The organism is Solibaculum intestinale (assembly GCF_040096205.1).
GTDB classification, from domain to species: Bacteria; Bacillota; Clostridia; order Oscillospirales; family Acutalibacteraceae; genus Solibaculum_A; species Solibaculum_A intestinale.
Genome location: NZ_JBBMFD010000007.1, coordinates 62,263 through 76,152, shown reverse-complemented (window position 1 = coordinate 76,152; position 13,890 = coordinate 62,263). Strand labels below are relative to the sequence as shown.

Here is a 13,890-nt window from a genome sequence, read left to right as displayed (position 1 = left end):
TCATCCCTCCTTAGCTCCATCTCTTTTTGTCAAGCACGCGGATGGTCAAAAATAGGAAGACCGCCGCAACGCTCAAGAAAAAGACGATGGCCGAATAGTCGATCACTCCGATGGTAAAGGGGTAATAGCGGTTGTTGAAGGAAAGCCACTCCACCACCTTGTTCAGAGCGGTGGAAGAGAAAAACGCAGTGACGCCGTCGAGCAGGATGAGAATGAAGGATACGGCAAAGGTTAATATCGCCGCGATCAATTGGCTTTCGGTCAGGCTGGAGATAAACAGACCGATGGCGATGAAGGCTGCGCCCATAAAGAAGGAGCCTAAGAGGTTGCCGATGATTACCATCCATTCCGGCGTGGTGAAGGCGGACAGGACGATGCCGAAAAGGACGTTGATGAGGATGGCAAGCCCGTAGACCGCCAACGCCGCCAGGTACTTGCCCACCACCAGAGAGAAAAGGCTCACCGGCGACGTCAGCAGCAGCTGGTCGGTTTTCTGGCGCTTGTCCTCACTGAGGAGCTTCATGGTCAGCAGCGGGATTACCATTAAGGAAATGGTGAACATGGCGGAAAACACCGGCGTCAGGTCGGCGTTTAAAGAGGCCAGGCAGTACAGATAGAAGAACAGGCCTGAGAAAAAGCAGAACACCGCCAGAAACACAAAGCCGATGGCCGAATGAAAATAGGAATTGAATTCGCGTTTGAAAACCGATAGCATCAGCGGCGACCTCCCATCTGTTTTTCTCCCGTCAGCTGCAAGAACACGTCCTCCAGCGTCAGGTCGTTGGTGCGCATGGCCATCAGAGGCCAGTGCCGGTCGGAGAGGCGGTTGAAGATTTCCTTGCGGATGTCGGTGCCCGCTTCGGTTTCGATGGAATATTCGAAGACGCCCGGTTCCTTCTGCCCGTTACGGGTGATCTCCACCAGATGGGGAAGCTTGGAGAGCATTTTATAAACGTCTTCGCTGGGCCCGGCCACCCGGATGATCAGCTTGTGGTCGGCGGTCATAGCGGTGGACAGGTCGTCGGGAGTGCCGTCGGCCACGATCTGGCCGTTGTTGATGACCACCACCCGCTCGCACACCGCCTGCACTTCGGTGAGGATGTGGGAGCTGAGGATGACCGTGTGTCCTTTGCCCAGGTGCTTGATGAGGTTTCGGATTTCAATGATCTGCTTGGGGTCCAGGCCAACCGTAGGCTCGTCCAGAATCAGCACGTCCGGGTTTCCAAGCAGAGCCTGGGCAACCCCGACTCTCTGCCGGTATCCCTTCGAAAGGTTGCCGATAAGACGGCCGTACACGTCTTCAATCTTCACAAGCCCGCAGATTTCCTGGATGTGTGCCCGCTTGGGAAGGGACACCTTCTTGAGCGAATAGGCGAAGTCCAGATAGTCCTTCACCGTCATGTCCAGGTACAGAGGCGGCAGCTCCGGCAGATAACCGATGTGCTTTTTCGCCTCAATGGGGTTTTCCAGAATGTCGATCCCCGCCACCGAGGCCGATCCGGACGTGGCCGATATGTACCCGGTGAGCATATTCATGGTAGTGGATTTTCCTGCGCCGTTGGGCCCGAGGAAGCCGAGGATTTCCCCTTCCTTCACGGAGAAGGAAATGTCCTCAACGGCATAGTTCTTTCCATACCGTTTGGAGAGGTTTTTCACCTCTATCATATGTATTCCCTCCTATTTGTCTGCGATGGGTCTTCGTATTCAAAGCGCAAAAAGCGCTGAAAACCGGATGCTGTGCGGCAGGATTGCCGCACAAAAAGGGCAATTGCCGGAATAGCAATATTCTATCAGCAATTGCCCTAGCATGTGTAAACATTTCATTACGAAAGAATGACCGCCAGGAAATCCCTTACCGGCTAGTCAGCCGTTTGGCATTTTGCGAGAAAATCAGGTCGCGCTCTTCCTGAGACAAATCCATTTCTTCCAGATAGGCAAGCTCGTCCTTGGCGTCCCACATGGGAAAGTCGGTACCGAACAGCACATGATCCGCCCCGTAGTGGCGGATCAGCTCCTGGGCTCGTTTGACCCCGATGAAAGCGATGGAACTGCACGTGTCGATATACACCTTTCCCTTGGGCAGAACCGCCTGGGCCTCGTCCCACCGGCGGTACCCGCCGAAGTGAGCCGCTACCGCCGTCAGGTTCGGGAAATCGGAAAGCACTCTTGCAAGCCGCGTGGGACTGGAGAAATCGTACCGGTCGTCTCCGGTGTGAAACAGGACCGGCAGCTTGCCGGCGATCATTTCGTAAAAGGGGTACATCTTCCGGTCGTCGATGTTAAACTTCTGAAAGTCCGGGTGCAGCTTGACGCCTTTAAGCCCCAGCTCCTTAATCTGGTCGAGGGCCTGCTGGGCCTGAGCCGGCGTTAAGTCAGGATGGAAGGCGCCGAAGCCGGTCAGCTCCTCGTGCTCGAGGCACTGGGAGGCGATGAAGGAATGGATGGAAGGTACCTGCTCGGGCGTGGTGGCCACCGAGTGGACCACATAACCCGTCACCCCGGCCCGGCGGCCCACCGCCAGCAGGGTGTTCACATTCCCCACGTTGTCCATGGGAATGCCGTAGAAGTGGCCGACGTTTTCGGTCGCCTTCCGGGCGATTTTATCCGGGTAAATGTGCGCATGAAAATCAATGATTTCTTGCATACCGAATCATCTCCGCAAAAGAATGGGCTAGAATCACCAAAAATGACCTTACAGATGGAAGGCAGTTTATACTATATTATAACGCCCCAGAGCCGCCTTGTCAAAGAAAACTGCGGCTTTGGGGCATTTTTGTAGGATTTTTCGGCTTTATTTGGGTTCTTCTCCGTAGAACCTGCGGATGGCCGCGCGGGCCTCTTTTGCCGGCAGATGCCGAATGACGTAAGAAGTCCCCCGCTCTCCCACCACGGTCACCCGCAGGTGGCAAAGCCCCGCCTGCTTTTGAAACGGGGTTTGGGTGAGGGCCAGCCGCTGCACTTTCTCCGCCGGCACCAGTACTTCGTGCAGCGAAAAGCGCTTGCGGCAGGTAAACCGGCATACCGGCTTTTCGAGAGCGACCCCCGCCTCATAGTAGGACAGCAGGGAAAGCACCATCATCCACAGACATAAAATTGCCAGCACCGCGGCGAGAAAAGGGACTAGGGCGCTGAACGGAGAAAGGAGAATTTGAACCAGATAGGCCCCGGGAGGAATGAGGAGCAGCCCTACGCAGGGGTAGAGAATGTATCGGCGCAAAGTACCCTTTTGAGGGCGCAGAGAAAGCTTTTTAGGCCCTGCGAACTCGGGGAGGATTTCCCCGCAGGACTCCCGTGCTTTCCGTTTTCGCACACAGGGAAGGAGTACCGCCTTTTGCCCCTCCTGCTTGCCGTATCCCACACAAATTACGTTGACGCTGGCAAGCCCCATCAGATGAAGGAGGAGGCCCTGGCGGATGTCCACCGCGCAGATGTGCCGGGTCCCCAGCACCGACCGGTACCGGCCAACGGCGCCTGAGGACACCGTCAGCCGCCCCTCCGTGCGGCGCAGAGAAAAACGCACGTACCGCAGAAAGACCCGGACAAATGCAATGAGCCAGCCCACCGCCAAAATGGTGGCCAAAAGCGCGGTGGCGGGGGGGAGGACCGCCACCAGAAAGGTGGCTAAGGTGCCGATGGTGCCGAGAATTTGGGCCTCGATTTCTTGCCCGAGTAGCTGGCCGATCCCCTTGACCACGGGAACGGCGAAGAGAATGCCGCCGGCTGCGTTGGAAGCGGAGGCGGCCATTACCGCCACGAAAAATGGATTTGCCCGGTAGCTCGAGGAAATGGCCGGTGCCCGGCCGTGACCCTTGACCATGGCCGCGATGGAAAGGGCGCGGCGGTTGGGAAGATAGAGCTCCACGTCCGCCTTGCGCCGGCTGCCTGCGGCTGTGTCCAGCCGCAGCCGGGCGCCGCCCAGGATGATAAGCCATAAAGGGCGTTCCACGTCGGCCGAGGACACATCCCGAAAACGCAGATGTACCTGTTTGTGAAGAAAAATGCCGCTTTCCACTAGGATTTCCCCGTTCTTGACGGTGTACCATAGCCTTGCCCAGCGCCAGACCGCCAAAAGCACCACCGCCGAGGCCGCAAACAGCTCCTGCCACAAGAGCAGCGACCAGGCCCAGGGCTCAAAGGGAAGGCTGAGCAGTTGCTGGGCTACCGGCAGCAGCAGCAAAAACACGTAGCGTTTGAGCTCGGTGGCAATCCGGGCCGGATGGGTGCGCCTTCTCATGGCCGCCTCCTGTACGTTTTCCACAGGCGCAGCAGCTGCTGCGCGTCGTCCAAAGAAAGGTCGGGCAGATGCAGCCGGGAGCCGGGCAGACACAGCGTCACCGACGCAATCCCCATCAGCCGCTGAAGCGGGGTCTGGTGCAGCTGCAAAAGGAGGACGGCGCACAGGGAGGCACTGTGCTCCAGGTGCAGGAATACCCCCCGGCGAAGAGAAAGGCGGCCTGCTTCCAGCTGAATCTGAAAGGAAGAATGGTATCCCGGGATCCAGAAAAAGAAAAGCCACAAGGCGATGGCGCCCAGGAAAATTCCCGCCGCTACCGCGCCGTTCCCGAGAAGGGGGAAGAGCGCGTAAAAAAGAACGCCGGCCGCCGCGCAGATCAGCATAAGCCAAATCCGCCACAAAAGCAGCGCCTTTTTCGCCAGGGAAAGCTTCATCGCATAGCCGCCTCCTTTCTTCATGTTACCCATATGCGTGTTCGTTTTATGACATGTATATGCATAGGATTACCGGAAACGAAAAAAATACCACACCGCCATTTGCCTTCACAGCGGTGTGGCATTGCAGCCATCGTACAAAGCTTTATTCGATCCAGTTGTCGTTTCCTTCGTCCACATCCACGACGATGGCGTTGCGCTTTTCCTTGGCGGCCCGCTTGCGGCGGCCCACAATGTTGACCTTGGTAAACAAAAGCAGCGCGCCGGAGCTGACGATGCCGCACAGGATGATGGCCAGCACCGTGTAAAGCACAAAGCTGTTGTACCCTTCGGCAGAGGGGAAGAAGCTGTTTGCCATAAGCGCGAGCACCAAAGTGACCACGGCGGTAAAGAGACCCGCGATCATGCTCACGGTGTTGAGGTCCTTGCGCTTGATTTCCGACAGGCGTTTTTTATGCTCGATGTCGCTTACCTTCGCGTCAATTTCCGCGGCAGTCTTTTTGTCCGTCTGACGGTTTAGGTCTTCAATAAAGGTGCGCAGGTCGTTGGAGTAACGCTTCTTTTCCTCCCAGGAGAAGTAGACGTTGGAGGTAATGTCCTTAATCAGCTCCTCGCAGAAGATCTGCACCGTATACATATCGCTGGCCTTTAGCAGGTATTTTCTGGCGGTAGACGCGATCATCGCTTCGATGATCTCCTGGTCGGGCAGGCCCTTGTCCGCAATGTACGGTTTCAAGGAGAGGAACACCTCGTCGTTTGCCTGATAGATTTTCTTAATGTACTCATTGTTCCCCTTGCTGGAGATGGCGCACCGGGTCAGCAGCCAGACGATAATGCCGCAGACGATGCCGCCCACAATGCCGATGACCCAGGGGTTTTGGATAAATTCCAACATGCTTTCACATCCTCACTTTTCACTCGATTTCTGCTCGTGCTGCAAAGATTTATATGGGTCTAATTATACCGATTCCCTATAACTTTGTCAAATTCTGTCGTGTATTTTTCCATTTCTATCTGTGAACACTACTTACAACTGGGAAAATGCGGTTTTACACGATCTTTACACACGGTATATTCCCGCTATACACGCCCCTTTTATGATGGATCCTGTAAGAAATACAGTGAGGTGTAACAAATGAAAAAATTGCTTTCTCTTGCGACTATGGTAATCCTGGCCGTATCCGTTTTGGCCGGCTGCGGCGGCAACGGCGATTCAAGCACGGGTTCCACCGGCTCCACCACGGCTGCCGGCAAGTTCGACTCCACCAAGGACATCACCGTTATCTCCCGGGAAGCTTCCTCCGGTACCCGCGGCGCATTCGACGAGATTATGGGCCTGATTGAAAAGTCTGGAAACAGCGAGGTCAACAAGCTCTTCTCTGAAGCGGTCATCGCCAGCTCTACCGACGAAGTCCCCGCCAAGGTCGAGGTCGACAAGTACGCCATCGGCTATACCTCCATCGGCGCGGTCAACGACAGCGTCAAGGCTTTGAAGGTGGACGGCGTGGAAGCCACCGAGGAAAACGTGAAAAACGGTACCTATAAGGTGTCCCGCCCCTTCATCATCGCCTCCAAGGGTGAGGCCAGCGGTATCGCGGCGGACTTCATCCAGTATGCCACCTCCACCCAGGGCCAGGAAATCGTCAAATCCCTGGGCTTCGTGACCATCGACGGCGCCAAGGAATATACCGCCCCCTCCACCGCCCTGTCCGGCAAGCTTATCCTCAGCGGCTCCACCTCCACCGAGAAGGTCATTGAGAAGCTCAGAGAAGAATACGTCAAGCTCAATCCCGGCGTGAGCATTGAGGTCACCTACAACGGCTCCGGCGCCGGCATCAAGGACGCCCAGGAAGGAAAATCCCAGCTGGCCCTCTCCTCCCGTGAGCTTAAGGACGAGGAAAAAGCCGCTCTGACTCCTACCGTCTTCGCCAACGACGGCATCGCGGTCATTGTCAACAAGGATAACACCACCACCGAGATGACCACCGAGCAGATCAAGAAGGTCTTCACCGGCGAGGTTCGCACCTGGGACAAGGTGTAAAGGATGAACGGTCAACAAACCTTCTGCAATAATATTCCCAAAGGGACGGACGCAAAACGTGTCCGCCCCTTTGCGGCGGATCGAGACAGGAGCTACCAGATATGAGAAAAAAGGCAATCCTGGAAAAAGGGTCTAAGCTCTTTTTCTTTTTGTGCGCGCTCTTTTCCATCGGCGCGGTACTGTTTATCTGTTACTTTATCTTTGCAAACGCCATTCCCGCCATTCAGCAGGTGGGGCTGTGGGAATTCCTATCCGGAAACTCTTGGCAGCCCAACAACGTCCCTCAGGAATTCGGCATTTTCAATATGATCGTGGGCAGTGTCTACGTGACCGCCGGCGCCATTGTCATCGGCGTGCCTATCGGGCTTTTGGGCGCCATTTACCTGGCGAAGTTCTGTCCGAAAAGGATCTATCCGGCGCTCAAGCAGGCAGTGTCCTTACTCGCCGGAATCCCTTCCATCATCTACGGCTTTTTCGGCATGATGGTGATCGTGCCCTTTATCCTGGAAAACTTCGAAGGAAACGGCAACAGTGTCCTGGCGGCCTCCATCGTGCTGGGCATTATGATTTTGCCCACCATCATTTCCATCAGTGAAACCTCTCTTCGTGCGGTTCCCAAGAGCTACGAGGAGGGGGCCTTGGCGCTTGGGGCCACCCGGGAAGAATCCGCCTTCAAGGTCATCTTGCCCGCGGCCAAATCCGGCGTGGTCACCTCCATTGTCCTTGGCATCGGCCGGGCCATCGGCGAAACCATGGCGGTGGTTATGGTGGCCGGGAACTCGAACATACTCCCCTCCTCCATTTTCAAATCGGTGCGCACCCTGACGGCCAACATCGTGCTGGAGATGAGCTATGCGTCGGGTCTGCATTACGACGCCCTCATCGCCACCGGCGCAGTGCTCTTTGTGTTTATCCTGCTTTTGAATATGGCGCTGGGGCTCTTGACCAGTAAAAAACGGGCGTAGGGGGCGATTGTATGAAACTGGCTGTCAAGCACTTTAAGGATCAGCTTCGCATCTACCGCAGAAAGCCTCTTTCGCTGGCGCTTTTTCTGCTGGTGAACCTGGCCATGCTGCTGACCATCGCGTCGCTGATTTTCGTCATCGGCTATATCTTTGTAAACGGCGTTTCCCATCTTACTCCGGAATTGGTATTCGGCGCGTACTCGTCGGACAATCCGTCCATGTCCTTCGCCATCGTCACCACCATCATCCTGGTGATCGTAGCACTGCTGCTGGCGGCGCCCTTGAGCATTTTCTGCGCCATTTACCTGACTGAATACGCAAAACGGGGCAACAAGATCGTTAAGCTCATCCGCCTGGCGACCGAGACGCTGGCGGGCATCCCCTCCATTGTTTACGGCCTGTTCGGCTCCATCTTTTTCGGAACAGTGCTCGGCTGGGGCTATTCCATTCTCACGGGCGCTTGTACGGTGGCCATTATGGTGCTGCCGGTCATCATCCGTTCCACCGAGGAATCCATTCTCTCGGTCCCGGACAGTTACCGGGAAGGCAGCTACGGCCTGGGCGCCTCTAAACTGCGCACCGTTTTTAAAATCGTGCTGCCCAGCGCCATGCCGGGCATCCTTTCCGCCGTTATTTTGAGCGTGGGACGCATTGTGGGCGAGACGGCGGCCCTCATCTTCACCCTAGGGTCGGTGGCCAAAATGCCGGGGAGCCTGTTGGACTCCAGCCGTACCCTGGCGGTACACATGTATATTTCCACCCGGGACGGGGGCATGGCGGGGCGTAACACCGCCTTCGCCACCGGAGTGATCCTAGTGAGCATCGTGCTGGTCATCAACCTGCTCGCATCCTATCTTGCCAAGAAAGTAAGCGGAGGAAACACAGATGGAGAGTAAAATCAGCATCCGCAATATGGATTTGTATTACGGGGACTTCCAGGCATTAAAAAACGTCAATCTGGAAATCCTGCCCAATGAGATCACCGCCTTTATCGGCCCGTCCGGCTGCGGCAAATCCACCCTGCTAAAGTCGCTAAACCGCATGAACGACTTGGTAGAGGGCTGCAAAATCACCGGGCAGATCACCCTGGACGGGGAGGATATTTACGGGAACATGGACGTCTCCCTTTTGCGCAAGCGGGTGGGCATGGTGTTTCAAAAGCCCAACCCCTTTCCCATGAGCGTCTATGACAACATCGCCTTCGGCCCGCGCACCCACGGCATCAAAAAGCACCACGTGCTCGATGAGATCGTGGAGGAATCCCTGCGCAACGCCGCCATCTGGGACGAGGTGAAAGACCGGCTCAAAAAGCCTGCCCTGGCTTTGTCGGGTGGCCAGCAGCAGCGTCTTTGCATCGCCCGGGCTCTTGCCGTGCAGCCCGAAGTACTCTTGATGGACGAACCCACCAGTGCGCTCGATCCCATCTCCACCACCAAAATCGAGGACCTGGCGACGGTTCTCAAGGAGAAGTATACCATCGTCATTGTGACGCATAATATGCAGCAGGCAACCCGGATTTCCGACAAGACGGCTTTCTTCCTGCATGGGGAGATCGTCGAGTCCGGGGATACCATCTCCCTGTTCTCCCACCCCAAGGAGAAGAAAACCGAGGATTACATCACCGGCCGGTTCGGTTAAAAGAAAAAGCAGGAGGAATTGCATTGAGAAATAAATTCGAGCAGGAATTGGACGAATTAAACCGCGATCTGGTCAAAATGGGCGGCCTGATTGAAACTGCCATCTCCAAGGCTATGACGGCGCTCAAGGAAAAAAACATTGCCCTTGCCAAAGAGGTCATAAGCAGCGACAACGTGGTGGACGAGCTGGAAAGCGCCATCGAACGCAAGTCCCTGCGCATCCTTTTGTCCGAGCAGCCGGTGGCCAGAGACCTGCGTTCCATCTCCACGGCCCTCAAAATGATCACCGACATGGAGCGCATCTGCGACCAGGCGGCGGACATTGCGGAGATCATCGTGCAGTTTGAAAAGCGGGAATATGAAGATATCCCGGCACAAATTTCGCAAATGGCGCAAAAATGTGTTACAATGGTCTCGAAAAGCATCGACGCGTTCATCACCTCCGACCTGGAGCTGGCAAACGCCGTGATCGCGTCGGACGACGAGGTGGATGCCCTGTTTGACTCCTTTAAGGAGCGGCTCATTTCTCTGATCCAGCAGGACGCCAGCAAAGGCGAAGAAGCGGTGGATCTCTTAATGATCGCCAAGTATCTCGAACGCATCGGCGATCATGCCACCAACATCGCCGAGTGGGTGGTCTTCAACATTACGGGCAAGCACAAGGGCGCGCGCATCCTATAACGCGCGCCTGCAACGAAGAAATGCAGGTGAAACGATTTGGCAACGGCAATCTGGGTGGTGGAAGACGACGAGAACATCGCCGAACTGATTAAAACGGCGCTTTTGTCCGCCAGCTACGAGGTGCGCGTGTTTGACTCCGGTGCGGCCCTCTTCGAGCGGGGGGACACGCAGGTGCCGGACCTGATTTTGCTGGACATTATGCTGCCCGGTATGAGCGGGTACGACATCCTAAAAAGGCTGCGCGCTTCTAAGGACATGCCCGATGTCCCAGTCATCTTCCTCACCGCCAAGGGCACCGAGTTCGACAAGGCCATGGGGCTGGAGCTGGGGGCGGACGACTATATTCCAAAGCCCTTCGGCGTGCTTGAGCTGCTTGCGCGCATCAAGGCGGTGCTGCGCCGGTACACGAAAGGCCGGTCAGTATCGGCCGGACCGAAGGAAAGCGGCAGATGCCGGTATAAGGACCTGGAGATCGATGCGGCGAGCCGGGAAATCCGTAAGGACGGGGTCCCGGTGAAGTTCACCTTCAAGGAATTTGAGCTTTTCCTATATATGTATCAAAACCGCGGGGTGGTTTTGAACCGGGACAACCTGCTTGAAAAGGTATGGGGGTATGAATACGCGGGGGACACCACCCGCACGGTGGATATGCACATCAAGTCCATCCGCCAGAAGCTCTCAGACAGCCCGGACGCGCCCAAATACATAGAGACCATCCGCGGCTACGGCTACAAGTTCTTAAAGGAATCGTAAGATGAAGAAACGGCTGAGAATTATTCTGACGGTGCTCACCCTGCTCGCCATGGTCTGCGTGCTGGCCATCTGCTTTGTGTGGATGTCCCAGTTTCGGGTGCAGGACCTGCGAAGGGACCTTTCCAATGTGATGAATACCGCCTCCTACCTGACAAACGTGGGGGACACCAGCGATTACGACGCCTACGCCAAGCGCCTGGCCCGGGACCTGCATGGGGACATCCGCGTGACCATTGTGGCAGTGGACGGGAAGGTGTTGGGGGACTCGTATGCGGATTATTCGGCCATGGCCAATCACCTGGACCGGCCCGAGATGATAGAGGCCATACGCGACGGGTATGGGGAAGACGTGCGCAAAAGTGAGACCACCGGGGAGGACAATTTCTACGCCGCCATGATTTTGACCGACGGGATCTATATCCGGGTATCGGCGCCGGTTGCGGTGGCCTACAGCTTTATTCTCCAGGTGCTTCCGCCTGTGCTTCTTTTGTGCGTGGCGGTCTTTTTGGTAATTCTCTTCCTCTCTCGCCGGGTATCCGCCCGTTTTACCAGGCCCTTTGAGGAACTATCCGGAGCAGTGGAAGGTCTCATCATCGACGGCAAGCCCGGCGAAATCTCCGCGCCTCCCTATGACGAGCTGGTTCCCGTCGTGCGCAACATCCGGGATCTGAGCGGCCGGCTTCAAATGTACATTGCGGAAATCAAGCAGAAATCCGCGGAAATTGAGGACATCATTTCCGCCACCGACGACGGGGTGGTGGTGCTCGACGGGTCCATGCACATCATCACCATCAACGAGCGGGCCAAGGAACTGTTCGGCGGCGCCGGCGACGCGAAAAGCTTTGAAATGGTCTGCCGGGACATAGCGCTTCTGGAAAAAATCAAAAAGACCTTCCGCAGCGGAAAGGAATCCCACGCGGAGCTGGACATGCGCAACAAAAACGGCCGCGTTTACCGCTGCATCGTCAGCCCCGCCAAAAGCAAGGAGGGGCTGACCACAGGGGCCGTCCTCTTTTTGTCCGACGTGACCGAGATCATTCGCCTCGAGCGGGTGCGTTCCGACTTTGCCGCCAATGTTTCTCATGAGCTGAAAACTCCTCTGACCGCCATCAAGGGCTTTTCAGAGCTTATGGACGCGGGGCTTGTGGCCGACGACGAGAAAAAGCGGGAGTACATCCGTCTGATTATGAAGGAAAGCGACCGGTTGATGGGGCTCATCAATGATATCCTCAAGCTGGCCGAGCTGGAAAACGCCACGGAAGAGCCCCAGCGGCTGGAAATCGTGTCATTAGGGAACATTGTCAAAGAAGTGCAGGTGGTACTGGAGGGCAAGGCGAGGGAGCGGCAGGTAACGCTGTCGGCCTGTGGGGACGGTTCGATCCGCGCCGACCAGGAGCGCATCCGGGAAATGGTTATCAACCTGGTGGACAATGCTGTCAAATACAACCGCCCCGGCGGGCGGGTGGACGTATCAGTGAGACAAATGGACGGCAAGGTGATCCTGACAGTGGCGGACACCGGCATCGGCATCCCGCTCGAACACCAGGAGCGAGTATTTGAGCGGTTCTATCGAGTGGATAAAGGGCGCAGCCGCAAGTCTGGCGGAACGGGATTGGGCCTCTCCATCGTCCGGCATACTGCCGAACATTACGGCGGTGTGGTTGCCCTGGAAAGCGAGGAACAGGTGGGGACCCGGATCACCGTCACCTTCCCCAAGGCTTGAATACAAAGAGGCCGCAGCGGGTCCCAAACCGGTTGGGATCCGCTGCGGCCCTTTTGTTTTGCGGCCTAACCCAGGGCGACGTCCAGGATCATCATGACCAGGAAGCCCATTACGATCCCTAAGACGCTCAGGTTTTTGTTGGAGTTGATGGATTCCGGGATGAGTTCCGCAGATACCACGCTGATCATGGCGCCGGCGGAGAAGGAAAGAAGGAAGGGCAGGATTTCCCGCATGGCCATGGCTGCGACGACGCCGATCACGGCGGCGATGGGTTCCACCAGACCCGACGCCTGGCCGTACAGGAAGCTTTTGAGGCGGCTGTACCCCTCTCTTCGCAGGGGCAGAGCCACGCTGGCGCCTTCCGGAAAGTTTTGCAGCCCGATTCCCACCGCCAGGATACCGGCGCCCATCAGGGTTGAACCGGGTACGCCCATGGCGGCCCCGCCGAAGGCGACCCCTACCGCCATGCCTTCGGGGATGTTATGAAGGGTGACGGCGCTGACCAGCAGGATGCTGCGCTTGAGAGACGCGCTTTTGCCGGCCGCGGCGGTGACGAAGCTGGATTTATCCAGCAGCTTATCGGCTACAATCATAAAGAGCCCGCCGGTTACAAAGCCCAAGGCCGGCAGAACCCATTGGGATTTTCCCAGTTCCCCGCATAGCTCGATGGCCGGTGCCAGAAGAGACCAGAAGCTGGCGGCGATCATCACGCCGGCGCCGAAGCCCAGCATGATGTTGAGCACCTTTTTGTTCACGTCGCGGAAGAAAAAGACGACCGCCGCGCCCAGGGCGGTGATGGCCCAGGTAAAGAGGGTGGCGAGAAGTCCTTGCACCACCGGGTTTATGTTTTCAAAGAATTCCACTGTATTCCCCCCGAATCAATTTTTTCAGGGTGCCGTTAGGGTGGGGCCTATGCGGATGACACCCCATATTCAGGGTATGCGGACAGAGTGAATGGGTGACGCGGACGCGAACCGGCTGGAAGAAAGGGCGTGGACACAGCGATGGAGAACCGGAGAAAAGGAAGCAAAACAGCATGTCTTTTTTTATAAAAGAAATTGCAAAGTTTTCCCGAAAAAGTGATTGACAAGAACAAGGGAATACGATATAATAGCCTTCGTTGCAGCAAATGTGACAACAATCTGGGGCATTAGCTCAGCTGGGAGAGCGCTACACTGGCAGTGTAGAGGTCAGCGGTTCGATCCCGCTATGCTCCACCAAGGTCAGGAACCAAAGTCGTATGATTTTGGTTCCTTTTTTCATCTGGAATGCTCGATATAGGTCAATCGCTTTATGGACTAGAACATTTATGCGCGCCGCTTATTGAAATTAACGCTTATAAGGAAAGAAAAAGGGACAGGGAGAAGATTCTTCTCCCTGTCCCTTTTTGTGCATAAATCCGGCATCATGGCTGCGGCTGTT

Annotated in this window: 14 protein-coding genes and 1 tRNA gene; 8 read left to right on the top strand and 7 right to left on the bottom strand. The window is 56.2% G+C overall.

What is annotated here, in order from left to right; translation table 11 throughout:
* Positions 1 to 10: 10 nt before the first annotated feature.
* From WMO26_RS06040 to WMO26_RS06015, 6 genes are all read right to left on the bottom strand, one after another.
* Positions 11 to 715 (bottom strand): ABC transporter permease, encoded by a 705-nt coding sequence (locus WMO26_RS06040; RefSeq protein WP_349218913.1) that lies wholly within the window; start codon positions 713 to 715, stop codon positions 11 to 13.
* Positions 715 to 1,665: an ABC transporter ATP-binding protein gene (locus WMO26_RS06035; RefSeq protein ID WP_349218911.1), complete on the bottom strand. Its 951-nt coding sequence runs from the start codon at positions 1,663 to 1,665 to the stop codon at positions 715 to 717. Before WMO26_RS06035 ends, WMO26_RS06040 begins: the two co-directional genes overlap by 1 nt.
* A gap of 187 nt (positions 1,666 to 1,852) precedes the next feature.
* Positions 1,853 to 2,644, bottom strand: coding sequence for an amidohydrolase family protein (locus WMO26_RS06030; protein WP_349218909.1), 792 nt, complete (start codon positions 2,642 to 2,644; stop codon positions 1,853 to 1,855).
* A 147-nt stretch (positions 2,645 to 2,791) separates the two neighbouring features.
* Positions 2,792 to 4,234 carry a PH domain-containing protein gene (locus WMO26_RS06025; RefSeq protein ID WP_349218907.1) on the bottom strand — a complete coding sequence of 481 codons (1,443 nt, stop codon included), beginning with the start codon at positions 4,232 to 4,234 and terminating at the stop codon, positions 2,792 to 2,794.
* Positions 4,231 to 4,668, bottom strand: coding sequence for a PH domain-containing protein (locus tag WMO26_RS06020; RefSeq protein WP_349218906.1), 438 nt, complete (start codon positions 4,666 to 4,668; stop codon positions 4,231 to 4,233). The genes WMO26_RS06025 and WMO26_RS06020 overlap by 4 nt, the downstream gene beginning before the upstream one ends.
* Before the next feature lie 145 nt (positions 4,669 to 4,813).
* Positions 4,814 to 5,563, bottom strand: coding sequence for a hypothetical protein (locus tag WMO26_RS06015; protein ID WP_349218904.1), 750 nt, complete (start codon positions 5,561 to 5,563; stop codon positions 4,814 to 4,816).
* Between the two features lie 240 nt (positions 5,564 to 5,803).
* Between WMO26_RS06015 and WMO26_RS06010 the strand changes: the two genes are divergently transcribed.
* From WMO26_RS06010 to WMO26_RS05980, 7 genes are all read left to right on the top strand, one after another.
* A complete protein-coding gene (locus WMO26_RS06010; protein ID WP_349218902.1) occupies positions 5,804 to 6,709 on the top strand; it encodes a substrate-binding domain-containing protein in 906 nt (301 codons plus the stop codon).
* A 101-nt stretch (positions 6,710 to 6,810) separates the two neighbouring features.
* Positions 6,811 to 7,674, top strand: coding sequence for a phosphate ABC transporter permease subunit PstC (gene pstC / locus WMO26_RS06005; RefSeq protein WP_349218900.1), 864 nt, complete (start codon positions 6,811 to 6,813; stop codon positions 7,672 to 7,674).
* 11 nt (positions 7,675 to 7,685) lie between these two features.
* Positions 7,686 to 8,570, top strand: coding sequence for a phosphate ABC transporter permease PstA (gene pstA / locus WMO26_RS06000; protein WP_349218899.1), 885 nt, complete (start codon positions 7,686 to 7,688; stop codon positions 8,568 to 8,570).
* Positions 8,560 to 9,312 (top strand): phosphate ABC transporter ATP-binding protein PstB, encoded by a 753-nt coding sequence (pstB, locus tag WMO26_RS05995; protein WP_349218898.1) that lies wholly within the window; start codon positions 8,560 to 8,562, stop codon positions 9,310 to 9,312. Before pstA ends, pstB begins: the two co-directional genes overlap by 11 nt.
* A gap of 23 nt (positions 9,313 to 9,335) precedes the next feature.
* Positions 9,336 to 9,992 (top strand): phosphate signaling complex protein PhoU, encoded by a 657-nt coding sequence (gene phoU, locus WMO26_RS05990; RefSeq protein WP_349218896.1) that lies wholly within the window; start codon positions 9,336 to 9,338, stop codon positions 9,990 to 9,992.
* 36 nt (positions 9,993 to 10,028) lie between these two features.
* Entirely contained in the window at positions 10,029 to 10,745 is a 717-nt protein-coding gene (locus WMO26_RS05985) for a response regulator transcription factor (RefSeq protein ID WP_349218895.1), read from the top strand.
* A gap of 1 nt (position 10,746) precedes the next feature.
* Positions 10,747 to 12,468, top strand: a complete 1,722-nt coding sequence (locus WMO26_RS05980) for a sensor histidine kinase (protein ID WP_349218893.1) — start codon at positions 10,747 to 10,749, stop codon at positions 12,466 to 12,468.
* Between the two features lie 65 nt (positions 12,469 to 12,533).
* Here WMO26_RS05980 and WMO26_RS05975 read toward each other — a convergent pair whose 3' ends face one another.
* Positions 12,534 to 13,331, bottom strand: coding sequence for a ZIP family metal transporter (locus WMO26_RS05975; RefSeq protein ID WP_349218891.1), 798 nt, complete (start codon positions 13,329 to 13,331; stop codon positions 12,534 to 12,536).
* 281 nt (positions 13,332 to 13,612) lie between these two features.
* On the opposite strand from WMO26_RS05975, the gene WMO26_RS05970 reads away from it, so the two are divergent.
* Positions 13,613 to 13,688: transfer RNA gene (locus WMO26_RS05970), tRNA-Ala, on the top strand.
* The last annotated feature ends 202 nt before the right edge of the window (positions 13,689 to 13,890 follow it).